This is a genomic window from Clostridium sp. (assembly GCF_051650885.1).
GTDB lineage: Bacteria > Bacillota > Clostridia > Clostridiales > Clostridiaceae > Clostridium.
In genome coordinates, this window is record NZ_JBOFRG010000020.1 from 1 (window position 1) to 17,506 (window position 17,506).

Genomic DNA, 17,506 nt, shown 5'->3' on the forward strand with positions numbered 1-17,506 from the left:
GCAAATAATTTGTCTACTGTTTTAGAGATTGCACCATTTTTAAATGTTGCATTATTTATTTTTGTATCTGCATTATTACTTATTATAGTTCTAGAAAGTTTTGTTCCAAGTACTGGATCAACTGTAAAGTCATAATCTAGTTTTGCAATATTTATAATTGGGTCTTCTGGTGGGATTTCTGTTACAAAGACTTTATAAGAAATAGTATAAGAAGAACCTGAATTTAGATTAGATAAACTTACTCCAACTTGTGGGTCTGCACCTACTGAAGTAGTTCCATTTATTTTAACCGAATCCGCAACAAATATTATATTATTTGGGAACGTATCTGTAAATATAATATTTCCAGCAGGCGTGTTTCCTATATTTTTAAAGTTTACAGTATAAGTTAAGGTCTGTCCTACATTAGCTGTTGCTTTATCAACAGTTTTGTTTACATTTATTATTCTTGCATCATTTATTTTAGTAGAAACAGTATTTGCAAGAGTAGTTGATTGGAAGCTACCTATTCCTGTTACTGTGTAATCGTAACTTGTATAAGTAGTATTTGGCATTGGGTTTGGAACTGGAATTGTATCTGCATAAACCTTAAATTTAATTACTTTTGTTTGACCTCCAGTAACTGTTGTTGTAGTTATTCCAGCAGCTGGATTAGCGCTTGGATAAGGAACACCATCTATAGTAACAGAGCCTGGTACAAATACTGTATTTGTAGGAATTGTATCAAATACTTTTGTATTTACCATTGAAGTGTTACCTTCATTAAATACATCTATCGTATAAGTAATTGTTTGACCTGCATATGCGTAATCTAAATCAACAGCTTTACTTAATCTTGGAAGTGGAATATCTACTATAGTAGTAGTACACGTTGCTGTAATTGTATCCACTAATATTGAACCTGTTATAGGTTCATAATCATATCCCATAATAACATTATTTGGAACTGTATAGCCACCAATAACATTAGATGCCATAGCCTTAAATGTAACTGTCAAAAATTGATTTGCAGTTAAATCAGGTAATGTAACTGTTAAAAGGTCTGAGCCAACTCTATTTGTTCCATTAACAAAAATACTATTATCTATAAATGTAAATCTTGGATCTAGAGAATCAATCATATTTAAATTTTTAGATGCTGCACCTAAGGATTTAAATACTATTGTAAATGTAACTGGTTGTTCTCTATTTACAGTCGTTGGCGATACGCTTTTACTTATAGTAGGATTTGATATAGCACCTCTTTGTTCTAAAGCAGAACCAGGAGAACTTAAATAGAATCCATTGTAAAAATACATTGCAAAGTTTGTTCCAGTTGGAATTAGGTTCATTTCAGTTGTAACATCTATATTTGAAATTGTAGCCCCCATAACAGTAGGACCAGTTTGTGTTGCAGAAGCTGGTGTTGCGAAAGGGGTATAATTAGCAAATGAACCTCTTGTCATTAAGTTTCCAGCTCTATCATATCTCCTTCTATTATGGAAATAATTCGCTATATTGTTAGGACCATCTACAGTCCTCCATCCATTTGATAAATACATGTATCTATAGCTATCTGTTGTATTAACTAGCCATGAACCACATAATAAAAATGAAACTGTTGCCTCTTGAAGTGTTCTGTTCCAATTTTGTTTTGGAGCTAAATCTGAATATCCACGCCCGGCATAAAGATCTACGGTTTGGATTGGAAATTTTTCATCTTCTAAAACCACGATTAAAATCCATCCTGATCCCATATAACTATACGGCGCACTATCAGTATCAACTCCTCCCATTGGTTTATTAGTTAAGTCTGAAACTGCATAATCTCCTGTTGCAACACTTGACTGTATTTGGACTACATCAGTTACATCATCAACAAAATAAGTTGGCCAATTGGCTGCACCTTGACCATTTCCTCTATATGAAATATCTGCGGCTCTATCTGTAATGTTTCCATCAGGAGTATGAAGTTTATAATTAACTATAGTTGCAGTAGGAACATAATCGACAAGCCCCATAATAAATGCTGCCTTAACCGTAGTTGTATTTGCATCAAAATCTTGTACTATTGTATTATCTAAAAATGCCCATGAACCTGCAACGATAGAATCAGTTGTAGAAACAACCTCTGATGTCCTTGCAGTTCCTCCATAACTATCTGGTAATGAGTTTGATGGGAAAAGATATCCTCCAGACCCATTGTTTATAGGGTTTGCTACATCATCAGGATTTAGAGTAATATAAGCATTAAAGTTACCATTAGTTCCGGTACTTGTTCTATCAGCAGTTGGTGCCATTACTTGAAAGCTATTTCCTGTATAATTTATTCTTAATCTACCTAATTTACTATATACGTTGTTATATAAATCTGGTAATACGGCCATAATTTATTCTCCTTTCAAAAAAAAAATAACATAGTGTATATTATGAGAGTAAATATAATACTGTACCTGCTTAAAAAAAAAAATTTAACATAAATAAAAAAACGTCCACACTTATCTACTTTTTTCATATATTGAATATATAACTTTAAAATTAGGAGGTTTTTATTTTATGAATAAAAAGAACTCAAACTGCCTATGTGTTTCTAAGAATCTTATAGCTTTTAAACAAGTTGTAGTTGAAGATAATTTTCTAATTAGCTTAGAAAGCCCAAATATAGATACAATATCAAGATTTAATGGAGATACAGAAATACTTGGAAGTTCAATAATAAAAACAGCAACTGGAGTTTCACTTGAAGGATATAAACTAACAGGTTCAAAAGCTATAATTGATTCTATTCTTTATATAGATATTGAGTATATTGCAAAAAACTCTGTTCAATCTGTACATGCCTTAAGATTAGAAATTCCTTTTAAAGACTGCATAGTCATTTCAAATAAATATAATGAGTTTACAAAATTATTTTATTCAAGTTTTCTTGAAGGCTTAACTGTTATTAAAGGTGATGATAGAAAAATTTATGTTTCTGCAAATATCTTAATTACAGTTGAAGAAAATTAGGAGGTGATACTTTATGTTTGTAAATTACTCTAAATGTAAAAAAGGTGACCTGCCTTGTGATTTGAAATATTTTACTGATGTTTGTATTAATGAAATTAAATGCCTTCCAGATTGTAAACCACCTATTGATAGGTTAGTTTTTAATGATATTAGACCTACTGTAACTTCTATAAAATTAGTTGAAACTCCAGTAGGATTTTCTAATGCAGGACAAAACCTTTCTGGTAATAAACTAGTTCTTGAAATTTCTCTTGATGAGATGTGTAAATATATCGTAGACTCTTGCGAGCAAACTGTATATATTGCATATTTTGAAAATACTCTTAAGAGTGTTTTTATTGTTGTTCCAGAAGAAATTAATGGGAATGCGGTATGTGAGCTAATTAGAAAGCATAGGTACAATGTAAATATAATTGTAGAAAAAACGGATACTACATTAATAGATAGTAGATGTTTTAGACTTTGGGCAAGTCTCTTAGTCTATATAGACTTCATCTAAATTTAAAAGGAGGTAACTATTTTTAGATAGTATATATTATGAATATTAAGTTTGATGGTTTAAAAGAAAATAACTATGATTACGAATATTTATCTAAAGTTTCTTATGACCTTTATAAAGATGAATCGATAGACTTTGACTTAACAGAGGAATTTTGTGACATTTTATTGAATGTTATATTAAAAAATTATACTGCTGTTGGGATTATGGGAAAAATAATTGATTGTAAATATAATCCAATACAAGGTGTACCTTTAACTTTAAGTTTAGGACATTTTGTTCATGGAGATGGTAATTATGTGCCTATAGGTACATCAACAACTAATGATGATGGCGTGTTTAGTTTTATTTTAGATGATTATTCTAATGGAAATAAATATTTAATAAGTCTTTAATTTTAAAGACTACTCTAAAAAGCTACTTTTATTTAAGAAAAGTAGCTTTTTAGATATTTTTATAGAATTTTATCCCAAAATAGAAATCTTTACATAGTATATATTATAAATTTAATTTAGGAGGCTTATTTGAATGAATAGATATAATAGCCCTTGTAATTGCCAAGGAAATGTAGAGGATTGTAAAATAATTCAAGGTAATTCTTTAGACGTAGAAATTTTCGACAATGACTGTGAAGTTAAAGCTGACATAATTGTTACATCAAAAAATACTATTCGCCTTTGGGGACAAGCAACTGACTGCGATGGTATGCCTGTACCTAACGTATTAGTTAAATTATTAAAATATGTTAATGAATGTACTTGCCCTAAATTTGTTGGAATATCTCATACAATCTCTGATTGTTATGGATACTATCAATTTGATATAGATAGGTGTGATATTGGAAAATTCAGAATCCTTTTTGGTAAAGCAGCTAATGGACCAGATAGAGAAGTTAAAATTCCTAACTGTCCAACTAATTGTTGTACACCTCAACCACCATGTCCACCACCTTGCCCAACATCTTGTTCATCAAGATGTTGTAGATAAGAATGCATATCTATGCCTAACCAAATGAGAGCTATTAAAGAAAAACTTTAATAGCTCTCATTTTTTTTAATTTATTACTATTTCTAAAAGACAGGTAATAATTAAATATCCTTCTTTAATTATTCCTTCAACTGTCTTAACATTCAATAAATAATTTTTGATATTTTCTTTAGTAATGGTAGATTCAACAACTTCACTAAACTCAATAGGAATATTCAAACTACAAAGCTGCTTGTCTTCATTACATGAACTATAACTACTGTATTCAACACTTACATCTAAATATCCCTTCGTTAATAAATTTTTACAAGGAACAAATCTTCCTTCTGATTTTATTTCTTTTAAAATATTTACTGTATTTGCATATTTGATAGAGCCGTTTCCATGAATATCTAAAATTTCTTTTATATACATTTTTTTTATGTCTATTTTTTTCTCTAACGTAAATTCATGAATAGTTCTATCAATTTGTAATCTATCAATTTTTGTTTCAGTGTGAGATTCTGAAACCTCTTCTGTCATCTTGCATTTTACATTATAAGTACAATAACATTTTAATTCTAAATTTCTTTCTATAAAATATTCTAAGAATTCTCCTTTATATTTAATTTCTCTTTTTCCCCCCACTGAAAGTTTTCCTATATCAATTCCATCATTTAAAGAATCGATAGTATTGATTATATCATTATCTATGGAAAAACTTCCCTTTACAATTCGTGCTCCCATATTTAGCATATCAAATAGTCTAATTCTATTAATGTCTTTATTTCCAATATTAGTTACTGTAATATTTCTTTCAAACCCTTCATCTAAGATAATATTATTTTTTTGAACCTTTGTTTTTATTTCTAACCGATTCATATTTAACTCTATATAAATTTTCCTACTTTCTTTCTTGAATCGTTTCTGGAACTCAAAAGCTCCTACATTATAAATTCCTTCTGAATAAATTTCTAAAAAATCTTCATCTGTATCACGAACATAGACTTTGTATTCAATTGTTGCTATAGAGTTGTTTTTTATTTCATCTATAATTATATGATTTCCTTCTATTTTAGGAATAATATCTTTATTTAAGGTAATATCCTTTAATGTAACTAAGGTACTAAAGTTTTCAGAAAGTCTAAAATTCTTTATAGTAACTCCAGTATCATTTTTTATAGTTGTTTTTATTTTAGCAAAGGTTTCCTTATTTATAATTTCTTCCTCAGATTCTTTTTCAATAGTTAGCATATCTTTAACAAGCATTAGTGGTTTTATTTCTTTTATTAATTCATAAGTTCTAGGAGAAGATTCATTAGGATTCATTGTACTATAAGCGATTATAATTGAATCATCTTTAATATACTCAAAAGCTTCTTTTTTTCCACATACTTTAAATTCAATATTCTTAGTTTCATTTTCAAAAATAGTTCCTATATTTATGCCTTCTTCAATATAGCCACCCTCTATATTTATATTATTTACATAAATAGTGCCTAGAGAAGTTCTAAGTCGTCCACTATTGTCATATTTAAGGACTACGTTACTAGCTATCATATTTCCTTCATTCACAATAGATAGCCTATAAGTACAAGTCTCATCATTAAAAAGAATTTCTTTATCTCTAAAAATATCTAATATTTTTAGGCTTACTCCACAAACTATGGTAGATACACTTATATCTTTAAATTTTTCTATGCCGTAGGAATAATAACTTACTCTACCCTTTAAATCAATTTTTCCATTTCCATGAATGTTTAAGACTTTAAGCTTAAACATAATACTTTTTTCTTCATCTTTTTGAATTTCACCAATATTTATTATATTAGTGCCTGCTCGTAATTTAATATTAAATCCATCAATAAAAATACTATCTGTAACTATACTATAAAAATCAACTTGTTCTTCTAAATAATAAACATTACTAAGAGTATGATTACCAATATTTTTTAATGTGATTATTACTTCAATATCTTCACCTAAAGTAAAATAATTTTTATTTACTTTTTTTACTATTTTTAATTCATCCATATATTAATTAATTACCCTCCCTTCAATATTTGCAATATTTAAAAGGTAAATATGCCGACTATCTATAATACGTGCATATTCATTTTTAGCCTCTGATTCTAATTCAATATTTCTTCCATCGTTAAATTCATCAGGTATTATTATGAAGTTTGAAAATAATGTTTTATTTATAACTAGATATACATTTTCACTTATTTCATTAGAAATATATTCTATTTTATCTTCGATATAGCCTTTTATAAAAAGTTTATTTGATGTCGATAAATTTGATTTAGCATCAACATTGCTTTTAATTATATACTTCTCTGTAATGATTATATTCGAATTAAATTCTAATATTTCTTTTATACCTGGCAAATGTCTAGGAAGAGTGCATGTATCTTCAATAGAAAAGCTTTTAAATAATGAAGCTCCACTTTGGATAACTGTTTTCACAGATTCAATAGGTTTTTTCTTTATATTAGACATTTTATTTCTGTATTGAAATTCACCAGTAGTTTCTATTTGAAGCCCACTTATTGATATTGATTGAATCTTTACTGAGAATTCAATAGAGACTTTTTCAGCGACATCAATATTGCCAATGCAAATTCCTTTATTTATATTTGCTAAATTAAAGCTTCTTCCATTTACTTTGAGAGTATCCTTTACAAATATAATACCAGAGCTAAAATTTGACTTTATAAAAACATTCAAAAGTTCTAAGCTTCCAGTATTCTCTAAATAAATCTTATAGGTTAAAACATCGTCTAAAACTACTCTTTTTTTACTTCCTTTAACCTTCATATCACAAGTTGCATCATCAATTTTAATAATTGTTTCTTTTAAAGTTTCTTCTTTATATTTTAAAGAATTTTCTCCCTCAAACTCATATACAAGTCGTCCACTAATCTTAGAGTCTTTTTCCATACTACTTTGAACACATTTTAGTTGAAACTCTAAAGTTTTCATTTGCATTTGAGAAAGTTCACCTAAGTAAATTCCCTTTATTATTTCAGAGCCTTCTCTTTTTAGGGAGTCTAAAAATATATTTTCACCTTGAAGTGTTAAGGTTTCAGGTATATCTAAAAATAAACGTCCCTTTAAGAGAGATAAATTCCCCATATTTTGAATTTTAACAGTAGAATTTATGATATCCCCTTTTATAGGATTAGAATCTGAGGTTGTAAAGTCTACCTTTAGCTTAGGTGAGGCTATACAAATTCTAATGCCATTTAGCCTTAATTCTTTTGTACGTATTTCATTTGGATTAATAAAAGTTTCATAACGAATAAAGCCTTCAATAACAGTATTACTTCTATAAATTCCTTCACAAGAAAACGTAATTAAAACTTCTTCAAGAGGTGATATTTTACCTATCTTTATTTCACGAAGACCTTTATTTAAAAAGAATTTCTTTTCATTTATATAAATTTCTTCAGAAGCTCTTTTAATTTCTTTTGGTAAATTTATACTTACTAAAACATTATTAGCACTTATATTACCACTATTAAAAAGTCTTAAGGATATTTCATTTTTTTCTTTCACATCTATTAAATAATTATCACTTTTAAATAAAAGCTTGTCATTACTAAAATTAGCCTCATTTACAAAAATGTTTTCGCCTAAAAGCTCTTTAAACACACTTTTATATTCTTCACATTCATAATCATAGTATTGGTATTCAATAAGTGCACTATTTTTTATAGTTCCCCCTTCTTTAAGCATACATTTAAAATTTATGCTAATAATAGTATCCATTCCTTTTTGAAGCTTTATTATATTTATACCAAGAGCTGGATGATTTCCTATTTCTTCATGACCATCTATTCTTGCGCCATTCCCAAAGAATTTACATCCTTCCTTTAACGTATCGCGTATAACTATATTAAAAATGTCCATTTCACTTCTATTTCTTATAATAATTTCTTGGGTAAATTCTTCCTCATACTCAATATACTTTTTATTAACAGAGATAGAGGATAGATTTATTAAATCTATTTCTTTCATAGCCAAAACGTCCTTTATCTATTACTCTTACTTATATTTTTATTTTAAATTCTTAAAGAACATTACAAATAAAAAATAAAAACTCCAGAAGACTTAAAGCCTTCTAGAGTTTTTTACTTTAACAACTTACAGTTGCTTCTAAATTAAAGGTTATATTAGTGTAAATTGAACAATTTCCAATCTTATCAAAAAGAACATCTTCAATTACAGGGTTAATTTCAATTTTACCACCTCTATTATAATCTTCTTGAAGAATTATAAAACTACTAAACTTTTTAGTGTTACAAGTATAGTGATTTGATTGACTTGTATTAAGGGCAGTATATTCAACACGTTCAACAATATATCCATTAACAACAAGTTTATAACCTGTAAGCTTAGCATTTTCATTAGATAATCCCTTAGCCGTTTCTATAACATAGCTATTAGAAATTATTATTTCAGCATTTACTTCATTTACTTCTTCTATTACTGGCATTCCTTCATTTAATTTAATCATACCATCAATATTCATTTGCCTAAAGTTTGGACTTTGACCTCTTATAATATTAGAAACTCCTTCACCAGTTTGAACTCTAATTGGTGAATTCGCTAATGCTTTATATTCAAATCTAGTATATGCATAGTTTTTAATATACCCTTTGCAGCAAAGTTTTATAACCTTAACCTTATATTCTATATTAAATATAGCGCCTACATCTAAATCTCCAATAGACACACCGCCTCTTGCACTTATTGAATTTATTTCACGTCCATTCACCTTAAAACTACCATCAACAAACTCTACTTCATTTGGAATACTGTCTATAAATACAACATTTAATGCTTTTAATGAACCAGTATTTTTGATTTTAACATTATAAGTTATAATGTCATCAAGTTTTGCAAGGGTTGTATTTGTTTCTTTTTCTATAGATAAACTTGCACTCTCAATATGAAGAGTAACTTCATTACTATTAGTTTCTTCTCCTATAGGCTTGTCATTAGGGTCTAGAATATAAGAGTAAATAACTTTTGCAGTATTTTTTATAAGCTTATCCTTTGGAATACTTACAACTTTTGCCTTGAAAGTTACAATAACACTTGATTTAGCCTTAATATCCTTTATTGAAATTCTGGATGTTATATTATCATCAGGACGTGCAACTTTATTAACCTCAATACTTCCTTTTACGAAGCTTAAGCTTGAATCTAAGCTATCTATAACTCTTGCTTCTAAAATGTCTATATTACCAGTATTTAAAAGTTCAACTGTAAAGTCTATAATATCCGAAACTACATAATCTTTGTAATCTGTTGATTTTATAACCTTAAGAGATGGATCCTTTACATATACTTCTTGTTTATTTGAGTTAATTGTGCTTATAACTGGATTTTCAAGTGGATTTATTTGATTTGCATAAGTTAATTTTCCAACATTTATAACGGGATTACTCTTTGGTAACTCAGAAACCTTTACTCTAAATGTTAAAGTTAAACTTTTATTTGGAGCAATACTTCCAAGAGAAATTCCATCAATTGGATTAACCTTTATTAAATCAATGTCATTTACACGAACAGAACCATCAATAAATGAAAGACCATCTGCAATTGTATCTCTAAATACAACATTTGTAGCTATAATGTTACCATTATTTTTTATATTGAAAGTATAGGTAATTTCTTCACCTATATTAGCGTATTTCGTACTAATATTCTTAATAAATCCAGGTCCTTCAAATATCGCAGAATTTTCTTTTGTTACTACAGTATTTGAAACATTATTAACACGGATAGGAAGTTCATTTGGATCAACAATAAATTCATAATAAACATTTGCATTATTTTTGATTTTAAGATCCTTATTTAATTTAATAACCTTAACCTTAAATGATACAATGTTAGTTTCTCCTTTATCTAATACAAGAAGACCTATACCTGTTTCAGGATTTAATGTTTTATCTGATACACCATCAATTATTACTGAGCCTTGAACAAATTCACAGCCTTCAGGAATGCTATCTATTAAGACAACATTATTAGCTTTAGTGTTACCAGTATTTTTAACTTTAATTGTATAAGTTAACTCTTCATTAATACCAACAAAATCCTTGTCAACTTGTTTAATTAAACCGCCATTTATATTAGATATTTCTGCCGAATTTACTGTAATCTTAGCAATATTAGAGCTTACTTCTTTTTTCACTGGAGGTTTATTTTTATCTACTACATATGAATACTCTAATAAGCCTTTATTATCTATTACATTGTTATCTGGAACTGTAACAACTTTTACTTTAAAGGATACTATTTTTGATTTTAAGCTATCAATAGTTCCTATATTTACAGCAGTTGTTCCATTTATAGTTTTATCTATAACACCGTCTATAGAGAAACTTTCTTTTACAAACTCCATATCACTTGGAATTAAGTCACTTAAATAAACATCATTTACTGGGATGTTTCCTGAATTTGTAATTGTAAAGGTATAAGTTACTATATCATTTAATTTAACATAAGACTTATCTACTGTTTTTACAAATCCACCAGTTGGAGGCTTAGGTTTTCCATCAGGTCCGATTGGAATTGTTCCAGGAGTTATTTCTCCAACCTTAACTTCAGTCTTCACAATATTTGTAATAGCATTCCCACTTTCTCCATTAGGCTCTATAGGAGTTTTAGTGTAATTATATGAAACTAAAGCATCATTTTCAATAAACTTATTATTTGGAATAGAAGTTACTAAAACCTTAAATGATACAATAGCCATTTCATTTGGTTTTAAAATTCCTACATTTATACCACGACTTGGATCAGCTCCAAAGACAGGAACATTATTAATTAAAACAGAATTTTGAACTAATACTGTATTTTTAGGAATTGTATCTTTAACAATTACATTTGTAGCATCAACATTTCCTTTATTTTTAAGAGTGACAGTATATAGTAATTCTTCATTAAGGTCTGTGTAGATTTTATCAACTGACTTAGATACGCCACCAGTTAAAGAGGATATATCTGCATAATTAACAGTTGTTACCACAATATTACTTTCTGCTTCCTTAGATACTCCATTAGGCTTTGATGGGTCTACAGTATAGCTATAATTTACCTTTGCCTTATTCTTAATTTCAGTACCTTTAAATGATGAGTTTATTATAACTCTATAAGAAACTAATCTTTCTTCACCTACATTTAAAGTTCCAAGTGATACTCCACTTATTATATTGTCTCCAACTCTTGAAACACCATCTACAAGAATACTGCCATTAATAAAGCTTGTATAATCTGGAGGTGTATCTGTAACAACAACATTATTGATTTTAACATTACCTGTATTTTTAACTTTAATTGTATAAGTTAATTCTTCACCAGGCTTTGCATATGCCTTGTCTACAGATTTAAATAATCCACCAGTAGCAGGATTTATTTCTCCATTATTTATAGTTGTTGTAACAATATTAGTATTAGTATTCTTTCTCTCTTCACTTTGATCTATAGGATTAACTATAAAACTATAGCTAAGTGATGCAGAATTAGTTACTTTATTTGGATTTGGAATAGATATAACCTTTACCTTAAATGTTATTGTTCTAGTTTCATTTGGTAAAATTTTATTTATAGTAATTCCATCTTCAATATTTGCATTAGATAAAAGTTCATTATCTAAATAAACAGATCCATTTATAAAGGTTGTATAACTTGGAATAGTATCTGTTATTAAAATATTTGTAGCTTCAACATTTCCAGAATTTCTTATAGTAATTTTATAAGTTATATCTTCATTTAAATCTGCATAATTTTTATCTACTGTTTTTTGAACATCATTATTTATAGGATCAATTATTGCAGAATTTACTTTAGTTAAAACAGTATTACTTTCATTTTGCTTTGAATTATATCTGCTAGTACTAGGATCAACTAAATATTTATAGCTTACATTTGCTTTGTTTGGAATTGGATTTGGATTTGGAATTGATAAAATTAGTACCTTATATGAAACAACTTTAGTTACACCAATATTTAAATTACCTAAATCCAGCGAAGCATTTGGAATAGCGGATGGCATATTAACTCCATCTACTGATAATGAACCTATTACAAAGATTGTTCCATTTGGAATAGTGTCTACAAATTTCACATTCTCAGCTAAAGTATTACCAGTATTTTTAAGTCGTACTGTATAAGTTATAGTATCCCCTATCTTAGCAAATTCTTTGTCCCTTTCTTTAACTAAACCACCATTTTCAGTACTTATATTAGCAGTATTTACTACTGTTTTTACAATATTACTTTCTTCATATTCGCTTTCTTCATTTGGATAACTTGGATTTTTAGTGAAAGTATATTTAATATTCGCCTTATTTGCTACAACATTTGGAGTTAAAGCTTTAGTTACTAAAACTCTAAATGAAATTATTTTTGTTTCATTTGGTAATAAGGTTCCTATTAAGACTCCACTTTGTGGATTTTCTTTAGAAGGATTTCCATCAATTCTAAGTGAATCTTGAACAAAGCTTGTACCTTCTGGAATAGTATCCTTAAAAATTATATTATTTGCAGATACATTTCCAGGATTTTTTAATGTTACAGTATAAGTTATAGTTTCGCCCACATCAGCATATTCTTTGTCAGCTTTCTTTACTATTCCACCATTTTCTGGAGTAATACTTCCATCATTTACTTTTGTATAAACAATATTAGTTATAACTTCATTTCTTTCACCATTTGGATTATTAGGATTTTTAGTAAAGGAATATTTAACACTAGCTGTATTTGGAATTGGATTAATTTTTGGAATTGTTGTAACCTTAACTTTATATATAAGTTCTACATTTCCACCTGGATTAATACTTCCAACATTTATGCCTAAGCTAGGATTTGCGCCAAGATTTTTAATATCATTTATAACTACAGAATTTATAACAAATTCTGTTCCTTCAGGAATGCTATCAAAAATAACAACATCATTTGCAGGTACATTTCCTTTATTCTCAACGAAGATTGTATAAATCAATTCTTCTGAAATTTTCGCAAAATTTTTATTTACACTTTTGTAAACACTTCCATTTTCAATATTTATATTAGGAGAGTTAACTTGTGTTAATACCTTATTACTAGTATTTTCTTTATTTACAGTTACATTTGGTTCTAAAATAAATGAATATGATGCATTAGCCGTATTTGGAATTGGATTTGTAGCTGGCATTTTTGTAATTTTGGCTTTATATGAAATAGTTACAATATCATTAGGTTTAAGAGTACCTATCTGTATTCCAACCTCCGGATTTCCACTTGTAACATCTCGTCCATTAACAGTTACAGTTCCTTGTATAAATACGGTACCTTCTGGAACTGTATCTTTAACAATTACATTTAAAGCATCTGTATTTCCAGTATTTTTAACCTTTATAGTATAAGTTAAGATTTCACCCACATCTGCATAAGCTTTATCCACTTGTTTTATAAGACCACCAGTATCAGGACTTATATCAGCTGAATTAACCTTTGTTAAAACAGTATTTGATGTGTCTGTTCCTGAACTGCCATTTGGATTATTCGGATCAACTGTATAGTTATAATTTACAGTTCCTTTATTCATAATTGGATTTGGATTTGGAATTTTTATAACTGTACATCTAAACTCTATAAGCACACCTTCATTTGGTCTTACTGTTCCTAAAGGAATACCAGTCATTGGATTTCCACCATTTGAAATTCCATTTATTTTGACAGAGCCTTGAATAAATGAAAGACCGTCTTGGATGGAATCTGTAAATAATACATTATTAGCACTTGTATTACCTTTGTTTAATAGCTTTATTGTGTAAGTTACTATATCTCCGATTTGAGCATAAGCTTTATCAACTTGCTTCAATATTCCACCAAGGGATGGATTAAACGTAGCTATACTAACTGTTGTTGGTACTTTATTACTAATGCTAGTGTTTGATATAGTAGTTCCTAATATAGGGTCAACTACATAACTAAAGTCAACAATTCCTTCATTAAGCATTGGATTTACAGTTGGAATTTTTACGACTTTAACTTTAAATGAAACTACTTTAGTTTCTCCTGATTTTATAGTTCCAAGAGACACACCTGATGTTAAAGAAGCTCCAAGAACTCCATTTCCATTTACAGTAACAGAATTATTTACGAATTCTACTCCATCTGGAACTGTGTCTTTAAATACTACATTTATAGCATCTGTATTTCCTGAATTTCTTACTCTTATTGTATAAGTCAAAATATCTCCAATATTTGCAGAAGATTTATCAACAAATTTAATTAAATCACCTTTGTTCGGGTCAATAGTTGCTACATTCACCTTCGTATTTACAGTATTTGATTCCGCACTACCATTTCCCTTTTCTCCTGTTATAGGATTTTTAATATATTCATAAACTATATTTCCTTTATTCGGAATTGGATTTGGAGTTGGCATACTTGTGATTTTAACATTGAATCGTACAATTTTAGTTCCATTTGGAATTATATTTCCTATATTAACTCCATTTTCTGGATTTGCATTTGGAATTATACCACCATCCACTGTTAGTGAATTTAAAACATAAGTTGTTCCATTTGGAATAGTATCTTTAAATAAAACATTTATTGCATCAACATTTCCAGTGTTAGTAATTTTAATTGTATAGCTTAAAATTTCACCAATGCTTGAATAAGTTTTATTTACTTCTTTAACAATACCAGTACTTGGTTTTATAACTGCACCATTTACTGCTGTAGTAACCTTATTACTCTCATTAGATTCACTTTGTCCATTTGGATTAGATGGATTTACAGTATAAGTGTAATTTACAGTAGCTTCATTTGGAATAGGATTTACTGTCGGTATCTCAGTAACTTTAACTTTAAATGATACAACAATATTTTGACCTGGATTTATAGTTCCAATAGGTATTCCTACATTTGGAACTCCTAAAATATTTGCAATTCCATTTACAGTTACCGAGCCTAAAACAAAGCTTGTTCCACCAGGAATAGTATCTCTTAAAACTACATTATTAACAGGTACATTTCCGGTGTTTCTTAAATTAATTGTATAAGTTAATGTATCACCTACTGATGCATAAACTTTATCTACTGATTTTACAAGTCCACCATTATTAGTACTTATATTTCCATAATTTATTTGTGTTGGAACTTTATTTGATGTTACTGTTACTGGTTTTGTAGGTGAAGTCGGAGTTGGTTTATATTCATAATCAACTAATCCAGTATTTTCTATTGGATTTACAGTTGGTATTTTTGTAACTAACACTTTAAAAGTAACGATTATATTGGAATTTGGACTAATATCTCCTAAAGGAACTCCAAGTTCTGGATTTGCACCTTGCTTTGAAACTCCATTTACAGTTACTGAATTTTGAATAAAGCTTGTTCCTTCTGGAACAGTATCTCTAAATATAACATTTAAAGCATTAACAAGTCCTGTATTTTTAACATTAACTGTATAGGTTATAACATCATTTAGCTTTGCATAAGTTTTGTCTGCTGTTTTAACAACGCCCTCTCCTGGTTTAATTGGACTTTCACCAACCAAGGTATTTACAGTATTAGAAGTAGTTGTATTTGATACTAAACTTCCATTTGGAATTGGTCTATAAGTGTAAGTTAAGTCTGCTTTATTAGGAATTGGATTTGGATTTGGCATCATATCAACACGAACTCTAAAGACTACAACTTTAGTAACATTTGGAAGAAGTATTCCAATGTTAACACCTGAATTTAAATCTCCAGAGATACTTTGTCCATCAACTGTTAGGCTTCCTTGGATATATGAAGTTCCGTTTGGAATAATATCTTTTAAAATACTTGTTTCAGTTGCGATATTTCCAGTATTCCTTAAATTTATAGTATAAGTTAATGAATCACCTATACTAGCAGTAGCTTTATCAACTGATTTTATAATTCCTGGATTTATATCTGTACCAGGTTTTATAACAGCACCATTTACATTTGTCGAAACTTGATTACTTTCTAAAGAGTCAGGTGTATCTGGTGAAGTTGGCGTTGGCTTATAAGTGTATATTAAATTTGCAATATTTGTAACAGGATTTGGACTTGGTAATTTACCTTGTACAAGTTTCACCTTATAAGTCATAACAAGACTTTGTCCTGCATTTAAAGTTCCAATTAAAACACCTACGTTTGGATTATCTAATGGTCTTGAAACACCATTTACAACTACAGAGCCTTGAACGAAGGTTGTATCTTGTGGTACTACATCATTTATAATTACATTAGTTGCAGCTACTTGCCCACTATTAGTAGCTCGTATTGTATAAGTTAGTTCTCCACCAATATCAGAAACATTTGTAGAAACTTCTTTTGTAACAGAAGTTATTGGTTTCCCAGAAGGAGTATTTGGAACAGAGGTATTTACAAGATTTGAAATATTTGTTCCTGCTTGAGGTGTTCCACCTGGTGGTGTATAAGTGTAATCTACTTTACTTTTATTTGGAATTGGATTTGGTACTGGAATTTGATTTATTTTAGCTCTAAAAGATACAACAGCAAATCCGTTTACAGGAATATCAGGAATATTAATGCCTGTTGTTGGATTAGCTATTGGATTTGGAGTTCCATTTACACTTACAGAGGCTAAAACAAAACTAATACCACTTGCTTCTAAAGTATCTGTGAAAATAACATTTGTAAGTGGTGTTGTTCCAGTATTAGTAATGATTGATACATAGTTGATTTCATCTCCAACATTTGCAGTAGTTTTATCAACAGATTTTACGATACTAGCACTTCCTGTACCACCACCACCTGAAACTTGTGTAGTTACATTGTTTGATGTGTTTGTTCCAGTTTGAGGTGTTCCACCTGTTGGTGTATAAGTGTAATCAACTTTACTTGTATTTGGAATTGGATTAGGTACCGGAATCGTATCAACCTTTACCTGATAAGCTACTAAAACAGTTCCGCCAACTGGAATATTTCCAATATTAACTCCTGAGCTTGGATTTCCTGCATTTGGAGTTGCATTTACTGTTAAGGAATTTGGAATAAAACTTATTC

The 17,506-nt window shown here is 28.9% G+C and carries 8 protein-coding genes; 4 read left to right on the top strand and 4 right to left on the bottom strand.

Features of this window, described 5'->3' with window-relative positions:
* A partial coding sequence (locus ACRC28_RS00655; protein ID WP_438541524.1) for a DUF11 domain-containing protein occupies positions 1–2,366 on the bottom strand: 2,366 nt, incomplete at its 3' end.
* 169 nt (positions 2,367–2,535) lie between these two features.
* Between ACRC28_RS00655 and ACRC28_RS00660 the strand changes: the two genes are divergently transcribed.
* The 4 genes from ACRC28_RS00660 to ACRC28_RS00675 all read left to right on the top strand — a co-directional run bounded on the left by ACRC28_RS00660 (position 2,536) and on the right by ACRC28_RS00675 (position 4,474).
* Positions 2,536–2,988, top strand: coding sequence for a hypothetical protein (locus ACRC28_RS00660; protein ID WP_438541525.1), 453 nt, complete (start codon positions 2,536–2,538; stop codon positions 2,986–2,988).
* Positions 2,989–3,001: 13 nt separating this feature from the next.
* Positions 3,002–3,487, top strand: a complete 486-nt coding sequence (locus tag ACRC28_RS00665; protein ID WP_438541526.1) for a hypothetical protein — start codon at positions 3,002–3,004, stop codon at positions 3,485–3,487.
* Between the two features lie 38 nt (positions 3,488–3,525).
* Positions 3,526–3,882 (top strand): hypothetical protein, encoded by a 357-nt coding sequence (locus ACRC28_RS00670; protein WP_438541527.1) that lies wholly within the window; start codon positions 3,526–3,528, stop codon positions 3,880–3,882.
* Positions 3,883–4,015: 133 nt separating this feature from the next.
* A complete protein-coding gene (locus ACRC28_RS00675; protein ID WP_438541528.1) occupies positions 4,016–4,474 on the top strand; it encodes a hypothetical protein in 459 nt (152 codons plus the stop codon).
* A 66-nt stretch (positions 4,475–4,540) separates the two neighbouring features.
* On the opposite strand, the gene ACRC28_RS00680 is transcribed toward ACRC28_RS00675, so the two are convergent.
* The 3 genes from ACRC28_RS00680 to ACRC28_RS00690 all read right to left on the bottom strand — a co-directional run.
* On the bottom strand, positions 4,541–6,487 hold the full coding sequence (locus ACRC28_RS00680) for a hypothetical protein (protein WP_438541529.1): 1,947 nt from the start codon (positions 6,485–6,487) through the stop codon (positions 4,541–4,543).
* Positions 6,488–6,490: 3 nt separating this feature from the next.
* Entirely contained in the window at positions 6,491–8,476 is a 1,986-nt protein-coding gene (locus tag ACRC28_RS00685) for a hypothetical protein (RefSeq protein ID WP_438541530.1), read from the bottom strand.
* A gap of 118 nt (positions 8,477–8,594) precedes the next feature.
* A partial coding sequence (locus tag ACRC28_RS00690) for a DUF7507 domain-containing protein (protein WP_438541531.1) occupies positions 8,595–17,506 on the bottom strand: 8,912 nt, incomplete at its 5' end.